A 21879-nucleotide genomic window follows, 5' to 3' on the forward strand; every position below is an offset into this window, starting at 1 on the left:
CCAGTAACTGATATATAGGGTAATTCTCTTGCTGTTTAGCCTCAAACCCTTACGGGTTAAGCTATCTAGCGAGCCGACTATCTTATCATAATGATTTGATTTGTCAAGCTTTTTTATGTTTTGTTTCTTCAAGTAAATTGGGTTATTTATATGTATCTTACATATAAAGCTTCCAGCTCGTCTTGATGAGGGCGTATTATAGAGGGTTTGAATGTTTAGTCAAGGGCTATTTTAGCTTAATTCAAATAAACTTGGTGGTTAGACTAAATTGACGGAATGACTACGCTACTTTTGCTTTAATCGGGTAGTAGTGTATGTTTATTTTGGCTGAGCTTAATCACAGTAGACCTCTTTAACGGGTCGTTATCAATAATCATTAGCTAAAAATGAGTGGTTCTTCTTTATTTTGTCGTGATGAATACACTGATAGCCGGTTTGATATATAAAGCGCATAAAAAAAGGAACTTATCCTACGGTAAATTCCTTAATATGACACGAACAGTCAATTCTAAAAATTTGCTTTTGCTTTAATCGTCGTAACAATACCCGACAATGCATAGATAATACCAATAGCTAAAATACCGACAGGTATGTCATAGAGGACAATACTCATGACCAATACACCGATTATTAGAACCACAAAAGGTACTTTCTTTTTATCAAACTCTTTAAAGCTATAGTATTTGACGTTACTAACCATCAGTAAACCACAAATCACTACCCAAGCGGCGAATAAGAACATGACCGCCGTATCGTACTGACCAATCCATTCATTATGGTCGACAGCGACCATAACCGCTGCCGTTACTAATATAGCAGCAAGTGGACTGGCCAAACCGACAAAGTATTTTTTATCAACAATACCGACCTGAACGTTAAAACGTGCCAAACGGAAAGCAGCACAGGCGGTAAAGACAAACGCACAGCCCAAGCCAATGCGACCTAACGGCTGCAGCGCAAAACTATAAACTAAAATCGCTGGTGCAACACCAAAAGCCAGCATATCGGCAAGCGAATCATATTGCTCGCCAAACGGGCTTTGCGCATTAAGCATACGCGCCACTCGCCCATCAGCACCGTCGAGAATAGCGGACAAAAAGATGGCTAAAGAAGCTTTGTAGAACTCGCCTTGCGTACTGGCTAAAATCGAATAAAAGCCAGATAGCAGTGACAAGGTTGTAATTAGGTTTGGCGCTAAATAGACACCGCGACTGACTACTCGCTGCCCTTCAGCAACTTCTGCTTCAATCACTTCAAAGGTCAAGCCATCATAACTCTCATTATCCGCTAAGCGAATATTGAAATCATGCTCATCAACAAAGGGCGGCTGGGCGGCTGCGCTGTCTTGTAACAATCCATCATTTAGAGGCGGATGATTTGATTCGTCTTTAGGTGATTGCACGTTAGTCATCTCAATATCCTTATTTGCCGGCATAGTTATTCACTAACATGGTTATTCGCCGACTAGCCAGCGTACATTGGTTGCGCTATCAGGCGTTAAATCTGGAGCATCAGCCACTTTTAATGCAGGCTGTAAGAAGCGTAATATCTCACGTGCATGATTATCAAATTGCCAAGGTGGATTGATCACCAGTAAACCTGTACCGTTAAGACCAACCGCCACATCATTTGGATAAATATTCAGCTCACAAACCAACTGGCGGCGCATTTCAGTACGCTTCAGTTTTTTGTAAAACAATTCAACGGCTTCAACGTTCTTAATAGGGAACCAAAGCGCATAAGTGCCTTGTGGCCATTTATTATAAGCAGCAACGAGTAAATTTATAAGGCGTGTAAAATCTTTGTGCTCTTGCTCATAAGGCGGATCAAGAAAAATCAGACCACGCTTTTCTTTTGGCGGAATAACGGCGGTAATACCTTCAAAGGCATCACGATGCTGTATACCAATGGGTAACTTGTGCAACTGATAATTTAGCGCATCATATTCGCTAGCTTTGGCTTCAAAAGCTTCACCGCGCACGCCTGCATCTGGATTTTTCTCGATATGATGGGCAACCCACCAAGGAGAACCAGGATAGACTTTATTGTCATAAGTGAAACGGGCTTGCTTAATGCCTTCCATATAATCTTTGACAGCAGCGGGTGCCTTGTCGGTATTGGCATTTAGTAACGCTTGGATACCACCTTTGGCCTCACCTGTCTTGCGCGCTTCTTCACTGCTCAGTGAATACAGTCCGCGACCACCATAAGCATCAAGCACATAAAAAGGTTTGTTTTTTTGCCCCAATTGATTAAGGAGTTGTACCAATAAAATGTGTTTAACCACATCAGCAAAGTTACCAGCGTGGTAGGCGTGTTTATAGTTCATAATCTCAAAAGTTTAAATAAGAAAAATTACATCTATGGTAGCATAGGCAGAGTAAAAGATAACGATGGTTTTGGTAAAAAGGCATTGATTGGCTATGTATTGCTAGCTAACTGACCATAGTGAGACGAAATGACAGAGATTATTAGCAATCTTGATGTGACAAAGTTGGTGGTTGAGCATCCAATAGGAGAAGATAATCCACCATTATTATTTCCTTATAGCGACGACCCAAGCCAAAAACCACTGACTCAGCGCGTATTACAACAGTCTGATTTCGATATCAGTTGGCAAGATAAGCTGACTGATACACAACTGGATATATTCGTTGATGATGGTTGGATCATTATTGATGAGGTCTTTGAAACGAAAGCGCTGTTAGCCTTGCAAGCAGAGAGTGGTTTTATTGACTATCGTGATGCAGAGCTGACAGCTGGGATTCGTGTCAGTGATATTCGCGGTGATCGCATCCGCTGGATTACGGAAAATTTCTTTGCTGGGTTTTATTATTTGCAAAGTATCAATGCGCTTGCTAGCTTATTTAATCGCAGTTTATTTGCCGGTATTCGCCACAGTGAAGCGCATTATGCTTGCTATCCGCTGGGTTTTGGCTATCAATGGCATAGTGACAATCCAGCTGGGCGTGATGAACGCGTTATCTCTGCGGTGTTTTACCTCAATGATGAATGGGAACCAACTGACGGCGGCGCACTAGAAATCATTGATAAACATGGCGTTCATCATAATGTCATGCCTGTCGCCAATAGATTGGTGATATTTGACAGTGACCTAAAACATCAAGTGCAAATTGCCCAGCGGCAGCGTTACTCTATCGCTACGTGGATGCGCCGTGATGGTTTGGTGCCTTTTGTTGAAGACAATATTTAAAACGCATTAGCAAGTAACAAGCAACGACTGATTGTATTGTATCGTGGCTGCCAATCTTAAAAATTTATCATTTTAATTTATAATAAAAAGGTTTATTCATGTCGGACTTTAATACACAAACCATCCATCAACAACAAAACCATCAGCAGCAAACGCTAGATTTAAGTATTGCGCTACTTGAACGCCCTTCAGTGACACCAGATGATGATGGCTGTCAAGATATCTTGTCAGAACGATTATCACAAGCTGGGTTTGACTGCGAATTTATGTATTTTGGCGATAGAGATCAAAGCGGCGAACACGCTGAAGTCAAAAATCTATGGGCGCGCCGTGGTACCACTGATCCAGTTATTTGTTTTGCTGGTCATACCGACGTTGTGCCTACGGGTGATGAAAGCAATTGGACGTATCCGCCATTTACGCCAACCATCGCTGATGGTTACCTATGGGCTCGCGGTGCAGCTGACATGAAAACGGGGATTGCGGCTTTTACCGTCGCCGCCGAGCGTTTCGTCGCTAATTATCCTGAGCACAATGGTTCGATTGCTTTTTTAATCACCTCAGATGAAGAAGGCCCGTCTATTAATGGCACGGTCAAAGTCATTGAAACCTTAGAAGCACGTCAAGAAAAAATCACCTATTGCTTGGTTGGCGAACCATCGAGCACGGATACGCTCGGCGATATCATTAAAAACGGTCGCCGCGGCTCATTGGGTGCGGAACTTACGGTCACTGGCAAACAAGGTCATGTTGCATATCCACATTTAGCTTGCAACCCTATTCATGCAACGATGGCAGCTTTGGCAGAACTGACTGCCGCTACTTGGGATAGTGGCAATGACTACTTCCCTGCGACTTCACTGCAAATCTCTAATATCAATGGCGGTACAGGCGCCACCAACGTCATTCCTGAGACGTTAAGAGTTATCTTCAACTTCCGCTTTTCAACGGAAACCACTGAAGATGAGCTAAAAGCAAAAACGCATGCTATCTTTGACAAATACTTTACTAATAGTAAGGCCAGTTATGATATCCATTGGAAATTATCTGGTCAGCCGTTTTTGACCCCTGAAGGTAAATTGGTTTCTGCCTGTCAAAAAGCGATCAAAAAGGTAACTGATACTGACACGACACTATCTACATCAGGCGGTACATCTGATGGACGCTTTATTGCACCAACGGGTGCACAAGTCGTTGAGCTTGGTGTAAGAAATGCGACGATTCACCAAGTTGATGAAAAGGTAGAAGTCGATGACTTAGGCAAGCTTGCGCAGATTTATGAAGGGATTTTAGAGAACCTGCTACTAAATTAATCATTCGTTGAAGTAAGCAAAGAAAGCGCCAAGTCTGATAGCAGACTTGGCGCTTTTTTATTATTTTGACTGATTTATTCAATACTAATTTTACTCAATACCAATATAGAGATCAACTTGACCATACTCTAGATTACCACCGATATAATGCTCAAAATCGACATCAAAAGTTCGGGTATGTTCACAGCTGCGATCATTAAAATAGGTCCAAGCCTTTTCCCAAGCATTCATCACCGTGTATGGCATTCTACCCTGCTCAGAGAATACCAAATACTTTCCTGCAGGAATATCTACTGTTACTAGGTTTGCAGCCTTAGACATATCTTCACTGTCTGATGGCTCTTGCTCACTGGCTACTTTCCAACTGGCAACCACGTCAAAAGCGCCGACCAAATCATCGCTCTCATAGTTATGATAGACACCATAAATGTCTTCGCCTTTAGGCAGATCACTGGCATGATTTTGGTAAAACTTTTGCCATAAACGACCCAGTTTCGCCGTGTCTTCGCTAATCTCAGCGTTATTGGTCGTACGAACGCTAATACCTTTACAAGTTATTGCTTCAGGTAACTCTTTAATTTGTGAAGTCATGATCTGTAAGTCCTATATATTTATTCAGTTTTCTATTTGAGATAGTATTAAAAATAGCGCTTCAGGGTATAAATCTAATCTGCTTCATCAATCCAATTCATCTGAATCGCTTCTAAGATACCTTCGTTTGATTTTTGTGGATCATCATCAAAACCTTCAAGCTCAGTCACCCAGCGATGTAAATCAGTAAAACGGATGTACTGCGGGTCGGTCTCTGGAAACTTCTCATACAGCTCAATAGCGATATCTAAGCTGTCTGTCCATTTTAATTTTTGCGGGGTCATGATAGCTCCTTAACTTTTAATCATTTTTATACACCTCATCAAATCAGCAGTCAATTTGACTGGTGATTTGATTGGCAACTTAATAACCGCTATCCTACCAAAATTCGCCCATTGATTGTAGACAAGTTCGTTATGCCGCACTTGTTGTTTTACTCGTTTCAGCAGACTTGGCAGATTTAATCGCCACTTGATGCTGATTCCAAGAATCAATGACCTCATTCAACCGCTCACCTATCATATCCAATATCTCTGGCGCACATTTGCCTTTTTTATTGGTCAATATAAACTTAGTCATACCAACGCCCATCAACTGGTTTTTTACAAAAAAGCGCGTTTCAAAATAAACGTATTTTTTATCCCAGCCCGTAAGAGTGCTACTCACCGTCATTTTATCTAAAAATTTAATTTCTTTTAAATAAACCATTTCTTGCATGGCGATAACCCAATTTAATGGCTTAATACCTTTTTGATGACAGCACGTCATCAGCCAGCGAGTAATGTTTAGCTCAATAAAAGACAAATAACGATAATTAGGCAAGTGGTCGCGAAAGCCCATGTCATGCGGTAATACTCGATAGTGACGAACCGTCGGTGCAATCAAGAGCTCAATACTAAGGCGCTCGCTTATTGATTCCTGCTTAAGTTGTTGTTTTAGCAAACTGACCATAATAAAAAAACGTATCAACATATTCATAAATAACTCTCTTAACGCTTATTTTGTGTAAACTTATTGGGTATAAATTATTGTATATAAAACAGCGACTGGCTATAAATGCGCTATACCTTAACGTAAAAAAAGCCACCTAAGTGACTTTTTTATTTAAAAGCTTATATTTAAAAACTAACTTTAGAGATTAGTGACCTGCACCATTGATACTACGTACCATCTCTTCGACCATTTTTTTGGCATCACCAAAGATCATCATGGTTTTATCCATGTAGAACAGGCTATTATCAAGCCCTGCATAACCCGTATTCATTGAGCGCTTGATGACCATAACCGTTTGGGCTTTAGTGACTTCTAGAATCGGCATACCAAAGATTGGTGAGGTTGGATCATCTTTCGCAGAAGGGTTTACCACATCATTTGCACCGATAACCAAAACAACATCTGTACTCGCGAAGTCTGAGTTGATTTCATCCATCTCTAAAATATCATCATAAGGTACGTCCGCTTCAGCCAATAGCACGTTCATGTGACCTGGCATACGACCAGCGACTGGATGAATGGCAAAACGCACGTTCACGCCTTCTTCTTTTAGCAGCTCATATAGCTCTTTTACCGCGTTCTGTGCACGACCTTGCGCCATGCCGTAACCCGGAACAATAACCACACTACTGGCATTGGCCATCAAGAAGCCAGCATCTTCTGCTGATCCTGCCTTATAGTTCTTCGGTGCGCCATCATCAGCGCCTGCTGCCACGGCTCCTGTACCCATACCGCCAAATAAGACGTTGAGTAATGAGCGGTTCATGGCTTTACACATGATATAAGATAAAATCGCGCCTGATGAACCGACGAGCGAACCCGCGATAATCAACATCGAATTGCCGAGGGTGAAACCAATTCCTGCCGCCGCCCAACCTGAGAACGAGTTCAATAGTGAGACAACCACTGGCATATCACCGCCACCGATTGGCGCAATCCACATCCAACCAAATATCACGGCAATCACTGCCATCGCATAAAATGCTGGTAATGAGTCAGTGACGAAATACACGCCACCGAAAGCAATCATCGCAATGAATAATAATGCTTGGACGGGTTTTACCCAACCCCCAACCAATGTTTTCGCCCAGCTTTTCGCTGCCAATTTACCAAAGGCAAAGACCGAAGCTGAGAAAGTAATCGCACCGATGAAGCAACCGATAAATAGTTCGACACGAGCGACGGCACCATGTTGCTGTTCAGTATGCAATACGGTTGCCAGTGCAATAGCGACCGCTGCCAAACCGACGAACGAGTGCATCAAGGCAACGGTTTCGGGCATTTGGGTCATCGCGACTGTTTTTGCCTTCCACATGCCGACGAGAGCACCCAAAATCATCGCACCGATAATTAACCAAAGGACAGGGCCTTCTGCTAAGAAGAATGTCGTGACGACCGCAATCGCCATCGCCACCATACCAAAGCGGTTACCACGGATAGCGGTCTTAGGGCTGGATAAACCACGTAAAGTTAAGACAAAGAGAATAGCACCAACTAGATAGAACCAATCCGCATTTGCCGCAATCATTGTTGAGAAGTCGTTCATGCGTCGCCTCCAGTTTCTGTTGTCCCAGTTTCAAGAGCGGGTGCTTTTTTCACTTTCGGTTTAAACATCGCAAGCATACGCTCAGTCACGGCAAAACCACCAAAGATATTGATACTGGCTAAAAATACCGCGAAGGCACCTAATAAACTGGTCGGTGTAAACACAGAGCCGTCAATAGTGACGGTCTGTAGCATGGCACCGACGATGACGATACTCGATAGTGCGTTGGTGACAGCCATTAATGGTGTGTGCAATGCAGGCGTGACGCCCCAAACGACATAATATCCGACAAAAATAGCGAGTACAAATACGGTAAAAATCGCTACAAATGGTGTGCTACTCATGGCCGCACCAGCTGGCGCTGCCGCTAAAATAGTGGCAATCATCTAATCCTCCTAAAAATTTATTCGTTACTGGCAAATGTGTAGTGAAAGGCAGTCAAAACTTAGCGTTTGGCTAGTCGTACCTGACTGTCATGTGTCACTGCCAGTGCGCCCTGAATCTCGTCTTCCATGTCTAATTTAAGTGCCAAATTAGCTGATGCGTCACTTGCTGAAGCGTTATCGCTAGCAGGCGCAATTAATGTGGTGATAAAGTTAACCAAATTGTTGGCATACAAATCTGAAGACTGCGCGGCGAGCATCGATGGGATGTTGGCGGCACCAACGATACGCACACCATTGTCTGTAGTGATGGTTTCGTTAGGCACGCTGCCTTCGACGTTGCCACCTGTGCCAGCAGCCATATCGATCAATACGGAACCCGCCTTCATTTTAGCAAGGGTTGCGCCGTGCACCAGACGAGGAGCGTTACGACCAGGAATCTGCGCTGTGGTAATGACGATATCCGCGTTGCTCAAGGCTTTATCCACGACAGCAGCTTGATCTTTGACATATTGCTCTGATGGCGTCCAAGCATAACCACCTGTAGACTTAGCTGTCTCAGCCTCCTCTGCACTCATCGGCACATCCAGCCATTTACCACCGAGTGATTCCACTTGCTCACGAGCAGTCGGACGTAAATCACTGGCTTCAACGACAGCGCCTAAACGCTTCGCCGTCGCAATAGCCTGCAAACCTGCAACCCCGACGCCCAAGATCACCACTTTGGCAGGCTTAACCGTACCGGCTGAGGTCATAAACATCGGGAAAGGACGCGAGTATTCATTTGCCGCTAGCAATACTGCTTTGTAACCAGCAAGGTTGGCTTGCGATGACAAGACATCCATATTCTGTGCGCGTGACAATGTGCGAGGTAAAAGTTCCATCGCAAAGGCAGTGACACCTTTGGTCGCATAAGTGTCAATCTGAGTATTACGATAAGGGTCGAGCATGCCAATGACAATCTGACCTGACGTTAATCCTTCAATAGCTGCAGCAGGCAAGTCATTGACGGTGGTAATAATTCGAGACTGTGTAATGACCTCGGCGCTGCTGCTGGCAATATCGGCACCTGCAGCCTGATACAACTCATCCGCATAATATGCCGCTTGACCTGCACCTGACTGTATGACGACTTCAAAGCCAAGCTTACGCAATTTTTTGACTGCGTCTGGGGTTATCGCTATACGGCTCTCGCTCGCGATATCTGCACTGATTACACCGATTTTCATACCGTCTCCTTACTTACGTCTAATGACTATACTTACGTCTCACGACTACCTTTAACACCCTCAACGCACATTTAAAAAGCACAGGGGACGAAAAAACCTTTGGTCATGGTTGGTTAACACTTAAGACCAAAGACTATCAATTTAATAAATGATGACTACTTTGCCATCATGCCTTTTTATTATAGAGACATCATCTGCCAACTTTCATTGCCTAATGATGACCCACAAGTAAAATAAAAAGTTAGGCATTTACACCATCTGCATAACTTTTATTGTTATATTAAAAATTTTTCCTTTTCAATTAAACGCTAGACTTAACAAGCTATCGGCTTATATCACTCAAATATCTGTCCTTTTTAAGGGTAACGTTAAAAAACACGAAATAACGACGGGTAGGTCAAGATACAATACTGCATATCGTATAATAAGAAAACTTGATACATAAATAGAATACCCATTGACTCACTATAATAAGGAATGACGATGTATTTTTTACTTTCCCCTGCCAAATCTTTAAATGAGAAAGATGCGGTGCCAGTGAACTTAGACAAATATTATAGTCAACCAGAGCTCATCGAACATGCGCAAGCATTGATGAAAAACTTAAAATCAAAAGAACCGATTGATTTACAAGAACTGATGGGCATCTCTGATGATTTGGCACAGCTCAATGCCAAGCGCAATCAAGAGTGGCGTTGGAGCAACGATAAGCCCTTTACTTTAGACAATGCCAAACCTGCAGGTTATTTATTCGATGGCGATGTTTATACGGGACTTGATATGTATCATATGGATAAAGACAGCGCCATTTACGTCAATAATCATCTGGGTATCTTGTCTGGATTATATGGCGTATTGAAACCGCTCGATTTAATTCAGCCATATCGTTTAGAGATGGGTACCAAACTGAAAAATGAACGTGGTGATAACCTTTATGAATTTTGGGGCGAGGAAGTAACTGCCATTATTAATGCACGTATGGCGGATAGTGATGATAAGATTTTGATTAATCTGGCGTCAAATGAATATTTCAAAGTGGTCAATAAGAAAGCGCTGAATGCGGAAGTTATCACACCACGATTTGAAGATGAAAAGAATGGTCAATACAAAGTCATTAGCTTTTATGCTAAAAAAGCACGTGGACTGATGGTGAAGTATGCTGCTGATAATAAGCTGACCAATACTGAGCAGCTAAAGCAGTTTGATTTGGCGGGATATTATTACTGTGAAGAGGCTTCTGATGATAAGACTTGGACTTTTCGTCGGGATGCAGCCAGTCAGTAATTTTAAAAAAAATCTAATTTGTATAAATAAACCCCGATAAGCTCAGCCTATCGGGGTTTTTCGACAGAATATTATCACCAATTGCCGTAAAGCCTCTCAATGATTATACGGTAAAACGCAATTTATCTCTTGAGACATCAAGTACGACAGTTTGATCATATACGTTATAGGTATGAAGACGATCGATCTCGTTTTCCCAATTGGGTTCGATATAACGCACAAAGGTTTCTTTGTAAGATGTCGGTGTCAACTCTTCTACCAGATACAAAGCCACTCTACGTCCATACCTAATAGTGCCATCTTGAGCCGTACGAAACAGCTGACCATCTCTCTTAAATAATGCACCTGCTAATCGTGATCCACGCACATCAATTTTTAAAGGTGCAGAGGGATGAATGCTCCAGTTATCTGACTCCAACTTATCAGACGTATAAATATGCAACTCTAAATCCATCGTAAGAACTGAAATTGAACCATGCGTGGTAAAAAGATACCATAAGCCATTGTGCTCAATAACGGCACTATCTGCTGCCTGAACCCCAGACACCAACTCATGAACTTTTTCCCACTTCTGCGGAAAATCCGTCGCTTTTAATAGGTTAATACAATTGGTCTTGGCGGCTTCTGGAATCATATATACAGCGTTTTCATGCTCGAATACATTAGGAAAGCTTAAATGAGAGCGAATACCTAAATCGACTGGTCCAGAATTGATAACTTGATGGTGCTCATCCAGTTCCACCCACTCTATACGGCCGATACCTTCTTTGTAATTTAAGCTCTCAAAAAATATATAACGCCTTGAATCTCGCTCAATATAAAAAGGGTCAGCCCAAAAACATCCTTTTTCAGGCAATAGCTCAGTGTATGTTTGCATCGACTGATCAATAGAACCAATCAAAATACTCCAGTTATTGTGATAAAGACTTTTATAGAAAGTCTTTATCGTATAGTTTTTAAAAAAACTCATCAAATGCCGTATGGCAGTCAGTTGCTGGGGTTCTTCATAAATTGCATCGTCAAGCATTGAATTCGTCGAATTTCTACTTTTGACGCCAATTTTATTTTTATGGAAATACCAATACAATATCGATGCTGTGACACCATTTAATTTATGCTCGGTTAAATTATAGTCCCAGTAAAATAAAGAACCATATCCTCTCCCAACGACTTTATCACCATTAAGACGCTCATTTAACAGATGTAGCGTGACTACGCTATTCTCCCATTGTTCGGCAAACTGCCAATACAATGCTGATCCGTGCCTTTGTTTGGTTTCATCGCCGTAACGAAATAACAGAATACCTTTTTTTGAAACACTCAGAATTCTCCCTGCTAAGGTTCGAAAACCAAATTTGACTAGATAATCTAGATTGGCGGCTTCAAGTTTCTCAATTACTGAATCCTCAATCTCATCATAAATCTTATCCTGATTTGCGACTGATATTACGATGGGCATCGTACCATTAGCCACCAAGTCATGAATAGAATAACGCTTGGTATTACTCTTATTTCGAGAAAGAAAAGAAAATAACTTTTGATTAATGGAAGGAATAACTTTGGATAGACGAGACATGTGAGACGCTTGTTTTTTATCTCGTTGGACAGCAATACAAACCTCAACCTTGCCTTCATCGACGAGAGATTTTAATGGTTTGAACTTATGCCATGGCAATGTTTCCTCTTCTACCAGAATCCCAAGCCTAATTTTTTTCATCATCATCACCTTGAATTGCACAAGAGTTTGTGGCTGGGCAGCCATAACACATGTTCAATTGTCCTTTGATAAAGTATCAGTCCATTGATTATATTTATTAATTACATTTAAATAATAACATATATAAAAAAACTTTATATATTCAATACTTTTGATAATGTCAGATCGATTTTGTTGATCTAATTGGTATTTTACTTGTTGAAGTTTTTAGAAATACATCAAAGATCATGAGTAAATAATAGATAGAGTGTCACCACTGAGTCTGGGAAATAGCAACGCTCTCACTATGTCTGTCAATTGGCAACCTTTCCAAGCATAAAACACTTATCCAGCACTATCGAATGAATGTATATAAAACCGTGAATACCTCATATACCAATGAGTAGCGCTATAAAAATTAGGCAAAAAAAAGCCCTGCTATCTTCCGATAACAGAGCCTCTAATGATCAAATAAACTTTATGACAAAATCATACTTCTAGCGAAAAGCGCTTTATGGATTGACTAAAGCAGTACGACTAGGCGACCAAGTGAAGATTGTACTAATAGTACATCGAGCGAGGTTAACAACGTCGTACAAATTTAGTCGAGGCATAAATTACATCATGCCGCCCATTCCACCCATACCGCCCATTCCACCAGCACCGCCCATGCCAGCCATACCGTCATCACCTTGTGGCAAATCAGTAATCATGACTTCGGTCGTTAGCATTAGGCCTGCAACAGATGCTGCATTTTCTAGCGCTGAACGAGCTACTTTGGCTGGATCAAGAATACCCATCTCTAGCATATCGCCGTATTCGCTAGAAGCTGCGTTGTAACCATAGTTACCGCTGCCACTCTTCACTTCGTTCACTACTACTGATGCTTCTTCGCCAGCGTTGGTAACGATTTGACGTAATGGTGCTTCCATTGCGCGACGTAAGATATTGATACCCGCGTTTTGGTCATCGTTATCGCCACGTAGCTCAGACAATGCATTCATTGCACGAACTAAGGCAACACCGCCGCCAGGTACAACGCCTTCTTCAACCGCTGCACGAGTCGCATGTAGCGCATCATCAACACGGTCTTTCTTCTCTTTCATTTCAGTTTCAGTCGCCGCGCCAACTTTGATAACGGCAACGCCGCCAGCCAGTTTCGCCATACGCTCTTGAAGCTTTTCTTTATCGTAGTCAGACGTTGATTCTTCTACTTGACGTTTAATAGATTCAACGCGATTTTCGATGTCAGCAGAGTTACCAGCGCCATCAACGATAACGGTGTTTTCTTTACCAACAGTGACTTTTTTCGCCGTACCTAATTGCTCTAAAGTAGCAGTCTCTAAACTTAGACCAATCTCTTCAGAAATCACAGTACCGCCCGTTAGCGTTGCGATATCTTCAAGCATGGCTTTACGACGATCGCCGAAACCTGGTGCTTTAACGGCACAAGTTTTTAAGCCGCCACGCATGTTGTTGACAACCAATGTCGCCAATGCTTCGTTTTCTACGTCTTCAGCGATGATTAGCAATGGCTTGCTCTGCTGCATCACTTGCTCAAGTAATGGCACGATTTCACGGATATTGCTGATTTTTTTATCAACCAACAAGATATATGGGTTTTCAAATTCAGCAGTTAAGCTGTCTTGCTTGTTCGCAAAGTACGGGCTGATATAACCACGGTCAAACTGCATACCTTCGACAACTTCTAAGGTATCTTCGAAGCTTGAACCTTCTTCAACGGTGATCACGCCTTGCTTACCGACTTTTTCCATCGCTTGAGCAATTAGCTCACCGATTTTGGTGTCTGAGTTGGCAGAGATAGAGCCCACTTGAGCAATCGCTTTTGAATCGTCAGCTGGTGTAGCCAGCAAATGAATTTGCTCAACAGCAGCGCGAACCGCTTTATCGATACCGCGTTTTAGATCCATTGGGTTCATGCCAGCGGCAACTGATTTCATGCCTTCTTGCAAGATAGATTGCGCCAATACAGTCGCAGTCGTCGTACCATCACCAGCGACATCATTTGTGCGGCTAGCCACTTCACGGACCAATTGAGCGCCCATGTTTTCGAATTTGTTTTCAAGCTCGATTTCTTTAGCAACCGAAACACCATCTTTAGTGATGGTAGGCGCGCCAAATGATTTATCGATAACCACGTTACGACCTTTAGGGCCTAGGGTTACGCGTACTGCATTTGCTAGGATGTTTACGCCATCCATCATTTGTTTACGGGCATCAATGCCGAATTTTACGTCTTTTGCCATGTTAAATTACTCCACTATTATAAGTATGAGAATGCAATTAAATGTTTCAATAATTTTTAAATAATGTTGTCAAAATGCGCTGAGTATAAAGATACTCAAAAAGGACTAGCCTTCTAACACACCCAATACATCAGATTCTTTCATAATCAATAGTTCTTCGCCGTCAACTTTCACGGTTTGACCAGCATATTGACCGAACAAGACTTTGTCGCCAGTTTTTACATCTAACGCGCGAGTTTCGCCGTTGTCACGAATCTGACCGTTACCAGTTGCTAGCACTTCACCTTGTGAAGGTTTTTCTTGAGCAGAACCAGGAAGCAAGATACCACCAGCCGTTTTTGTTTCTTCTTCTATGCGGCGGACAACGATGCGATCATGTAAAGGACGAATATTCATCAATATGTCTCCAATAATTTGGTTGTTTGCAGTAAGGGTTTATTTGAATTAATGGTCTCAATACCAATATCTATAGGCGTTACTGCCTAAAACAGCATTCTAAAGATAAGCTTTGAGCTTGTATCAAAAAGTGGGGGCAAAGTGAGTTAGCTTCAAGTGTAAAGCCCAAAAATTTACAAGAATTTTGCATATCGTGGATTATTTAGTTGGTAATGACGTTTATGAACAGTCATTTGATTGGATTGCACCGTATTAAAGGCCTTAGCATGATTTTAAAAGCCGCCATATGAGTGCTAAATTTCAACACCGAATTGAATTAGTTAAGTTACAGCATATCACTTACAACTGACCGATTAACTTACTCCTGCTTACTCAAGTTACAGCAAGTGACGCCTGATGATATCGCGCTCGATGCCAGCAACCTTGGCTACAATAGCAACACCACAGGGACAGCTGGCACTCTTGAAAAGATAGCAGGACATGACCATTATAGTCCTTGAGAAAATAACAATAGTTATAAGCAATGCCATAAATAGCGATTAAGGAATGTCCATGAGTTTTTTATCAAACGATCAAAAGTCATTAACAACCGATACTAATAATACTAAACGTAGCAAGTCTAAGTTTTTAACCGCCCTAACCACTGGGGCCAGTATTGCTACGATTGGAGCGATAAGTATGACTGCACCTACCCTTGCCAGCGCAAAGAATATCGAACCTTCAAGCACCAACTACAGCTTTACGGTTGAGGACAAATATAAAGGTACGGCTACTCGCACGCTTAACAAATCAGGCAATACTTGGAAATATAATGTCAATGCTCGGGTGGCAGGTGTTGCAAGCGCTTCGCAAAACAGCACTTTTACCATCAACGGTAATAATGTCATTCCGACTCAAGCCAGCACCACTTATAAGCTATTAGGCGTTGGTCGCACGCACAAATTAGACTTCAATCCAAGCAGTAAAAAGGTGGTGAGTAACTATAAAGGCAAATCGACGACCATGAACATGGCACAACAAGCTTTTGATGATTTAAGTTTGGAAGTGCAAATTCGCCAAGATTTATTGAACGGTAAATTCTCTGGCAACTATTACATGGCGAAAAAAGACAAAATAGAGAAAACCCCTTTCAAAAAATCTGGTAACACCAAGATTACCGTTCCAGCTGGCACATTTGATACCGTACGTGTCGACCGTATCCACGATGACAATAGTCGTTCTACCAGTTTTTGGCTGGCACCAAGCTTAGATTACCTACCAGTAAAAGTTAGCCAAATTAATGATGGCAAAAAGATGGATTTAGAATTAACCAAAGTAAATTAAGCTTTTTATTAAATAAGCAGAAATAGTACAAAAAAAGCGGCACTCTAAATAGAGCGCCGCTTTTTTTGTCTTACACTTCGCTAAATCAACTAACGCGGCTGCTTAACGACGTTGTTCATTGAAGGAAGACGCTTTAGTAGAATAAATAACCAAATATTGATTGCCAGTAATAAGACAAAATCAAGCAGATAAACCACTATCTCTGCCCAACTGCTGCCGTAAACGCGGGTAAACAGCACCACACCACTCGCCCCCAAATAAACCAAGGTAAGCATACTACCTATCAATAGCACATACGGCGAACGACCCCGTAGTATCGCGGGCGTCAAAATAAATGCTGGCACTAGCCATAATGCTTGCCAGGCGATACCGCCAATGACATCAGGACTACTGGGATTAAAAACATTGATAAAAATAGGTAGCCCAAGCAGTCTATAAACCAACCAAATCAGCCAAGTCACCATCAAGCGCTGACGAATGGGCGTAATTGGCTTTTTAAGTTTAGCAGCTTTGGCAGATTTTTTGGCTGGTGCGCTTATCTCACTATCGGAGCGGTTTGTAACCATTAGATATATTTACTTCCTAATTAATAGCGTTATATAAGACCTTGCATGCTATAAAAATCCGCTTAGCGAGTCCAGTTAGCTTGCGCCAATGCAGTAGCACTAATAGCCAAGCGGCGACCTTGGGCGATAGCCAACTCGCGCTCATCAGCTGAGACGGGTTGATCATGTAACGCCCCACTCACGTGGCTGGCACCATAAGGCGAGCCACCACGATGAGTACGATTAAGCGCAGGCTCAGCATAAGGCACACCAACAAGAATCATGCCGTGATGCATCAACGGCAACATCATGGTCAGCAATGTCGTCTCTTGACCGCCGTGCATCGAGCCGGTCGCAGTAAATACAGCAGCAGGTTTGTTCTGTAAATTACCTGCCAGCCAAATAGTGACCGTATTGTCCCAAAAATATTTCATGGGAGCAGCCATATTACCGAAGTGCGTCGGGCTACCAAGCGCCAAACCCATACAGTCTTTTAGATCGTCCATAGTGCAATATAAGTCACCTTCATCAGGTATCGCAGGCTTGCTCGACGTGGTCTCTGGTGCAACCGTTGGTACAGTACGGATACGGGCTGTCATACCAGCATCCTCAATACCTTGAGCGATAGCATAAGCCAATGTCTTAGTCGTACCGTAATTTGAATAATAGAGCACCAAAACATAAGGGGCGGTCTGACTCATTAGCAATACTTCCTCATAAAACCATTAATGTTATTGTTGATTTTAATCACCTACAACAGCTTCTATGCAGTCTATTTCTCTAGCATAAAACCTTATTGATTATGTAGCTATAGTCGATTCAATTTAAAAATAGTACTAGTACAAGGCAACCGAGTGTAGATGTATATTTAATACTTCAAGCGAGGTTAACGCTGTAATAATTTTATAGTGGAATGACTATATACATAATCTGTGACAGATACTGCAATATAGGCATATATTATGCCCCAGTCATTCACCGACATGCAAACAGCCTTGGTACACATTGTCGCTAATAACCTGCTAGAGGGGTTACTGCTGTGCATTTTGACACAATTAAACCGCAGATGATAACAGCATATCTTTGTTACACTACTGTCACTCAAACACCTGCTAAATGGTCGATATGGAAAATTTATCAAAAAAAATCCCGTTTTTACATCAACGCTGGTTTCAATTTTTACGATTCTTGACTCGGCACTTTTTTGAAGACAATTGCCAGCAAAAAGCGGCATCGCTGACCTACACGACTATGTTGTCAATTGTACCCGTCCTAACCGTCCTATTGATGATCCTATCTTCTGTACCCGCACTTGCGTCCGTTAGAGCACAGATATATGAAGTGATTTATAGTAACTTGCTACCACAATCAAGCATGCAGGTCAGTGAGTATATCAATAGCTTCGCTGAAAAATCCTCAAATCTAACCATCATTGGGGCAATGGTGTTATTTTTTACGACCATTATGACGTTAACAACCATCGAGCGCGCATTTAACCAAATCTGGCGGGTAGAAAATCGCTCTGGCGGTATGAAAAGTATGCTGCGCTATTGGACCATCGTCACTTTAGGACCGTTAGTACTTGGTACGGCATTTCTTGCTTCAAGCGCGGTACAAAGTCTGAGTTTTTTAAATCGACAAATCGCTGGTTATGGCATTGACTGGTCTTTTTGGGTACAAGCCGTATCCATTGGCATCACTGTCGCAGGCTTTATTGGTATGTACTGGTTTATCCCAAAAGCACGCGTACCCGCAAAAAATGCAGCCATTGCTGGTCTCTTCGTCGCTATCGTATTCGAGCTGATGAAGCACCTGTTTGGTACAGTAATGGCAAATTTCACCAGTTATGAAGCGATTTACGGGGCTTTTGCGGCACTGCCCATCTTCTTATTATGGATATATTTGTCTTGGAACTTAATTCTATTAGGTGTTGAGATTAGCTATACCTTGACGATTTTTGAGACTGAAGAGGTCTATCCACGCCACCCACTCCTAAGTTTGCTCGATATGCTAAACCTCGTTTATACCCATCATTTAAAAGGGGAAGCGGTAAGCGAACAAGCGCTACGTAACGTGCTAGGACGCAAAGAGCTACCAAAATGGTATACCTATATTAATTATCTGCAAGACAGCAATTTAATCACCATGACTGAAGATAATGATTATGTGCTCAAGAGAGATTTGAGCAAAATGACATTATGGGATTTTTATCGCACGCTACCTTACCCCTTGCCTATCAAAGATGAGCTGGATGAGATGGGGCCAGAGGATCAAAAACCTTGGCTTAGCTTGCTAGTCAACCGTTTTGAAAATACGGAAGCTTATGCCAAGCAACAGTTAGATCTACCGTTAAATGCTATTTTTGCCAATAGTGAGCCACGTAAGAAAGCTGATTCTAATGGGAAAGGCATCAAAGGCGGTCAATCAAATTTATTTAGAAAAACCTCGGCAACCACTGCAGCATTAGACAAGAATGAGCCGATCAAAGACACCCCACACTTTGACCCAATAGCTTATGATAAAGACAGTGATATTGAATGCGATGAGCGGGACAATGAGATTCTTATTCCTAAAGATTTGAATGACTCTCAAATTAAAACCAATGGTAATCTCTTTAATTATAAAGACGAAATCATTACTGAATCAGATAACCCAAAGACGAATTAAGAAAAGCGTTAGTAATGAATGAGGTATATTGAATAATAAAAATTAATTTTCACTAGAGTTTGTAATAGAACTTATTATTATCTATAGAACAAAAGTCGTACGAGATACTAACACAGCTGTTATATTGCCTTAAACTTTATTAGGGCAATAAATTGAAAAACACAATAGCATTCCCAGTAAAAGCGCTAAGCATTTGTGTCGTATCCATTATGCTTTCTGCTTGTGGTGAAGGTGATGGCAGCACATCATCACCTGCACCAACAGTTAATCTACCAGTAGAAACGCCGCCTGTTAAACCACCAGTAACGAGTATTCCTGCTACGCCACTTGAACCAAGTACACCTATTAAGCCACCAATAACGAGTATTCCTGCTACGCCAATTGAACCAAGTACGCCTATTAAATATCCAGAACCAAAAAAGGATATTGCTGATTTTTATTTATTAGGGTTTTTTGACCACGATGGTAGAGCGGGAGAAATTCGTGCTATTCGTCCAGACTTGGTTGGCGACTTTCAAGCGATGATACAGTTTGGGCAGAATCATACCGTTGATCCACAGGGTAACGAAGCAAAAAACATGCCGCGCCTGACGGCAGAAAAAGAGGCGCTGTTATTAGTGACACCTACGCTTGAAATGGGTGACATTGATGAGCTAGTTGTAGAGATTTATCAAGATGGGGTTTTATTACGAACTGTCAATTTAGCCGATCCGACTCAAATCCCAGACACGGATCAGACTAACACTGACCAACGTCCTCGCGTTGCTTACAGTAAGCGCGCATGGTCAACCAAACTCAACTGGGATGAGGTACAAGGTGGTCTCAAAATTCGCATTGTGGATGACCAAAATCGTAGCGGTGAATTGTCAGAAGATAACATAGATTTTGCCGCCCCTGGTGAGTTGGTATTGACCAATATCCGTCTGGGCATGTTAACGGATGCACCTCAATCTTGGGGTCATTATATGCTACGCGATCCAGAAAGAGCAGGTTCAGACTACTTCCAGACCATTCCAGCAGCACAAATGACCGTTGCTAGCTATGATGACATGAAGCTCGAACGAGTAATAGTCGCCAATGGCACTATTTATGACTCAGTCAGTGACTCAAATGATGCTGGCGTTTATGCTGGTGATATGCGCGAAAACACCGCGAAATCAACCTTTGGTGTTGGCATTAATTTAGCCAATTGGGGCGTCACCAGTGCGTCAATGCAAAGTCAAGAGCAACCGCAATTGACCCAGAACGTCAATGCGCATCACGCTCGCGGTAAATATAAGAATGGTGAATATAACCACGGCTTAAGCGGCGGTAATGGTATGTTGACCCTAATCGACTCTCAAGGTAATGAGTTCAGCCATGAAATCGGTCATCATTATGGCTTGGGTCATTATCCTGGTGAACAGAACGGCGATTTCTTTTGGGCCGAGCATCATGCCAATAGTGGCTGGGGCTATAATGGCGTCAGAAACAAAATGCGCAGCAACTTAGACTGGCCACGACAGGTCGAGGGTGATGGTCTCACTGGTAAACCTCTTTTCTTAGCCACCTATGGCTATGGTCGCGATGCGATGTCTGGTGGATCACAGAGTGGCGCTTATTCAAGTTACACTCATTATACAGGTTATAGTACAAAAATTAAGATACAGCCAGCGTTTGATCGGGCTGTATTTGACACTGATTCACCAACTGGCTATAAGAAGTGGAATGCTAAGCTCAGAAAGATGGAAGTCATCCAGCCTAAAGTGTGGAAAGAATCCAAAAACGTTTGGTATAACAGTGCCGACGGTAATTACTTAAAACCACGCTTACAAGGCGTGCCAGTCTTTACCATTTTAGGCGGTTATGACCCTGTCACGCAAAAAGGCATCATTTATCCAGAAGCACGTGGTAACTGGGGCAACGTTTTTGAGCTACCGACACCCCATAACTCGCTTGAATCAGCAAGCTGCTGGTTAAGCGTTACTTATAGTAATAACACGATTAATGATATTGCGTTGGCTCCTAATCGGATGACCAGTAACGCCAATAAGTTCCATGTTAATTTAGCGATTGCAGACAACCCGAAAAAAGTAGATTTGTACTGTAAAAAAGCCAATGAAGCACAAGTACAGCTCTCAACCATTGATATTCGTCAATATAGTGATGCGATTAAACCCGCGGTTACCTTTGGTAAAGAACAGGGCTATACGGCACTAAGAAAGATAGAATTGCCAATCTTAGAGCAGAAACTTCTTGCTCAAGCAGAACATTCGACTATTAGTTTAGACGCCAACGGTCAGTTATTATATGATTCTTATAAAGAGTATCGTGATGAGCTTAGCCCTTTAGCACTCCAAACATTAGAGCGTTATGAGAAGCAGCAAGAAACTCTAAATCGTCTAAACCGCTGGGTCAATGTCTATCGTACGGATTTAATCAAAAAAGAGCCT

18 protein-coding genes and 1 pseudogene are annotated in these 21879 nt (G+C 42.1%); 6 read left to right on the top strand and 13 right to left on the bottom strand.

Going from position 1 to position 21879, the window contains the following annotated elements; all coding sequences use genetic code 11:
- Positions 1-508 precede the first annotated feature (508 nt).
- A complete protein-coding gene (gene pssA, locus B2575_RS03985; RefSeq protein ID WP_226950388.1) occupies positions 509-1411 on the bottom strand; it encodes a CDP-diacylglycerol--serine O-phosphatidyltransferase in 903 nt (300 codons plus the stop codon).
- Positions 1412-1453: 42 nt separating this feature from the next.
- Positions 1454-2329, bottom strand: a complete 876-nt coding sequence (locus B2575_RS03990; RefSeq protein WP_045446718.1) for a 23S rRNA (adenine(2030)-N(6))-methyltransferase RlmJ — start codon at positions 2327-2329, stop codon at positions 1454-1456.
- 129 nt (positions 2330-2458) lie between these two features.
- Between B2575_RS03990 and B2575_RS03995 the strand changes: the two genes are divergently transcribed.
- Entirely contained in the window at positions 2459-3214 is a 756-nt protein-coding gene (locus B2575_RS03995) for a 2OG-Fe(II) oxygenase (RefSeq protein ID WP_296240279.1), read from the top strand.
- 98 nt (positions 3215-3312) lie between these two features.
- The gene (gene dapE / locus B2575_RS04000) at positions 3313-4527 is read left to right on the top strand and encodes a succinyl-diaminopimelate desuccinylase (protein ID WP_296240280.1); all 1215 of its coding nucleotides are present in this window, start codon (positions 3313-3315) and stop codon (positions 4525-4527) included.
- A gap of 90 nt (positions 4528-4617) precedes the next feature.
- Here dapE and B2575_RS04005 read toward each other — a convergent pair whose 3' ends face one another.
- From B2575_RS04005 to B2575_RS04030, 6 genes are all read right to left on the bottom strand, one after another.
- Positions 4618-5118 carry a GyrI-like domain-containing protein gene (locus tag B2575_RS04005; RefSeq protein ID WP_201540912.1) on the bottom strand — a complete coding sequence of 167 codons (501 nt, stop codon included), beginning with the start codon at positions 5116-5118 and terminating at the stop codon, positions 4618-4620.
- Between the two features lie 74 nt (positions 5119-5192).
- Positions 5193-5402 carry a Fe-S cluster assembly protein IscX gene (gene iscX / locus B2575_RS04010; RefSeq protein ID WP_021812734.1) on the bottom strand — a complete coding sequence of 70 codons (210 nt, stop codon included), beginning with the start codon at positions 5400-5402 and terminating at the stop codon, positions 5193-5195.
- Between the two features lie 130 nt (positions 5403-5532).
- Positions 5533-6096 carry an acyl-CoA thioesterase gene (locus B2575_RS04015; RefSeq protein ID WP_296240283.1) on the bottom strand — a complete coding sequence of 188 codons (564 nt, stop codon included), beginning with the start codon at positions 6094-6096 and terminating at the stop codon, positions 5533-5535.
- Positions 6097-6256: 160 nt separating this feature from the next.
- Positions 6257-7657 carry an NAD(P)(+) transhydrogenase (Re/Si-specific) subunit beta gene (locus B2575_RS04020; RefSeq protein WP_055125296.1) on the bottom strand — a complete coding sequence of 467 codons (1401 nt, stop codon included), beginning with the start codon at positions 7655-7657 and terminating at the stop codon, positions 6257-6259.
- Positions 7654-8001, bottom strand: coding sequence for a proton-translocating transhydrogenase family protein (locus B2575_RS04025; RefSeq protein ID WP_296240300.1), 348 nt, complete (start codon positions 7999-8001; stop codon positions 7654-7656). The genes B2575_RS04020 and B2575_RS04025 overlap by 4 nt, the downstream gene beginning before the upstream one ends.
- Positions 8002-8102: 101 nt before the next feature.
- Positions 8103-9269 (bottom strand): NAD(P) transhydrogenase subunit alpha, encoded by a 1167-nt coding sequence (locus tag B2575_RS04030; RefSeq protein ID WP_296240286.1) that lies wholly within the window; start codon positions 9267-9269, stop codon positions 8103-8105.
- A gap of 483 nt (positions 9270-9752) precedes the next feature.
- Between B2575_RS04030 and yaaA the strand changes: the two genes are divergently transcribed.
- Complete coding sequence (gene yaaA / locus B2575_RS04035; RefSeq protein WP_250163809.1) at positions 9753-10553, top strand: peroxide stress protein YaaA; 801 nt, start codon at positions 9753-9755, stop codon at positions 10551-10553.
- Between the two features lie 103 nt (positions 10554-10656).
- Here the strand turns inward: yaaA and B2575_RS04040 are convergent, their stop codons facing one another.
- The 3 genes from B2575_RS04040 to B2575_RS04050 form a co-directional block, all read right to left on the bottom strand.
- Positions 10657-12315 (bottom strand): glucosamine inositolphosphorylceramide transferase family protein, encoded by a 1659-nt coding sequence (locus B2575_RS04040; protein ID WP_296240288.1) that lies wholly within the window; start codon positions 12313-12315, stop codon positions 10657-10659.
- Between the two features lie 551 nt (positions 12316-12866).
- A complete protein-coding gene (groL, locus tag B2575_RS04045) occupies positions 12867-14516 on the bottom strand; it encodes a chaperonin GroEL (RefSeq protein WP_109591437.1) in 1650 nt (549 codons plus the stop codon).
- A gap of 105 nt (positions 14517-14621) precedes the next feature.
- Complete coding sequence (locus B2575_RS04050) at positions 14622-14915, bottom strand: co-chaperone GroES (RefSeq protein WP_041757514.1); 294 nt, start codon at positions 14913-14915, stop codon at positions 14622-14624.
- A 549-nt stretch (positions 14916-15464) separates the two neighbouring features.
- Here B2575_RS04050 and B2575_RS04055 point away from each other — a divergent pair.
- Entirely contained in the window at positions 15465-16235 is a 771-nt protein-coding gene (locus B2575_RS04055) for a DUF3108 domain-containing protein (protein WP_296240290.1), read from the top strand.
- Positions 16236-16324: 89 nt separating this feature from the next.
- On the opposite strand, the gene B2575_RS04060 is transcribed toward B2575_RS04055, so the two are convergent.
- Together B2575_RS04060 and wrbA are read right to left on the bottom strand one after the other, a co-directional pair.
- Positions 16325-16801 carry a hypothetical protein gene (locus B2575_RS04060; RefSeq protein WP_055125291.1) on the bottom strand — a complete coding sequence of 159 codons (477 nt, stop codon included), beginning with the start codon at positions 16799-16801 and terminating at the stop codon, positions 16325-16327.
- Between the two features lie 62 nt (positions 16802-16863).
- Positions 16864-17481 (bottom strand): NAD(P)H:quinone oxidoreductase, encoded by a 618-nt coding sequence (gene wrbA, locus B2575_RS04065; protein WP_060490546.1) that lies wholly within the window; start codon positions 17479-17481, stop codon positions 16864-16866.
- Between the two features lie 424 nt (positions 17482-17905).
- Here wrbA and B2575_RS04070 point away from each other — a divergent pair, with 424 nt between their 5' ends.
- On the top strand, positions 17906-19447 hold the full coding sequence (locus B2575_RS04070) for a YihY family inner membrane protein (protein WP_250163803.1): 1542 nt from the start codon (positions 17906-17908) through the stop codon (positions 19445-19447).
- Positions 19448-19611: 164 nt separating this feature from the next.
- Positions 19612-21879 (top strand): annotated as a pseudogene (locus tag B2575_RS04075) (M66 family metalloprotease); the annotation flags it as partial.

This window comes from Psychrobacter sp. UBA6739 (assembly GCF_002453835.1).
GTDB lineage: Bacteria > Pseudomonadota > Gammaproteobacteria > Pseudomonadales > Moraxellaceae > Psychrobacter > Psychrobacter immobilis_A.

Excerpts from the sequence above, each read along its gene's own strand:
- yaaA (WP_250163809.1), top strand. The coding sequence starts at position 9,753 with ATGTATTTTTTACTTTCCCCTGCCAAATCTTTAAATGAGAAAGATGCG.
- dapE (WP_296240280.1), top strand. The coding sequence starts at position 3,313 with ATGTCGGACTTTAATACACAAACCATCCATCAACAACAAAACCATCAG.
- pssA (WP_226950388.1), bottom strand. The coding sequence starts at position 1,411 with ATGACTAACGTGCAATCACCTAAAGACGAATCAAATCATCCGCCTCTA.
- B2575_RS04040 (WP_296240288.1), bottom strand. The coding sequence starts at position 12,315 with ATGGCTGCCCAGCCACAAACTCTTGTGCAATTCAAGGTGATGATGATG.
- groL (WP_109591437.1), bottom strand. The coding sequence starts at position 14,516 with ATGGCAAAAGACGTAAAATTCGGCATTGATGCCCGTAAACAAATGATG.
- wrbA (WP_060490546.1), bottom strand. The coding sequence starts at position 17,481 with ATGAGTCAGACCGCCCCTTATGTTTTGGTGCTCTATTATTCAAATTAC.
- B2575_RS04025 (WP_296240300.1), bottom strand. The coding sequence starts at position 8,001 with ATGAGTAGCACACCATTTGTAGCGATTTTTACCGTATTTGTACTCGCT.
- B2575_RS04020 (WP_055125296.1), bottom strand. The coding sequence starts at position 7,657 with ATGAACGACTTCTCAACAATGATTGCGGCAAATGCGGATTGGTTCTAT.
- B2575_RS03990 (WP_045446718.1), bottom strand. The coding sequence starts at position 2,329 with ATGAACTATAAACACGCCTACCACGCTGGTAACTTTGCTGATGTGGTT.
- B2575_RS04015 (WP_296240283.1), bottom strand. The coding sequence starts at position 6,096 with ATGAATATGTTGATACGTTTTTTTATTATGGTCAGTTTGCTAAAACAA.
- iscX (WP_021812734.1), bottom strand. The coding sequence starts at position 5,402 with ATGACCCCGCAAAAATTAAAATGGACAGACAGCTTAGATATCGCTATT.
- B2575_RS04070 (WP_250163803.1), top strand. The coding sequence starts at position 17,906 with ATGGAAAATTTATCAAAAAAAATCCCGTTTTTACATCAACGCTGGTTT.
- B2575_RS03995 (WP_296240279.1), top strand. The coding sequence starts at position 2,459 with ATGACAGAGATTATTAGCAATCTTGATGTGACAAAGTTGGTGGTTGAG.
- B2575_RS04055 (WP_296240290.1), top strand. The coding sequence starts at position 15,465 with ATGAGTTTTTTATCAAACGATCAAAAGTCATTAACAACCGATACTAAT.
- B2575_RS04005 (WP_201540912.1), bottom strand. The coding sequence starts at position 5,118 with ATGACTTCACAAATTAAAGAGTTACCTGAAGCAATAACTTGTAAAGGT.
- B2575_RS04060 (WP_055125291.1), bottom strand. The coding sequence starts at position 16,801 with ATGGTTACAAACCGCTCCGATAGTGAGATAAGCGCACCAGCCAAAAAA.
- B2575_RS04030 (WP_296240286.1), bottom strand. The coding sequence starts at position 9,269 with ATGAAAATCGGTGTAATCAGTGCAGATATCGCGAGCGAGAGCCGTATA.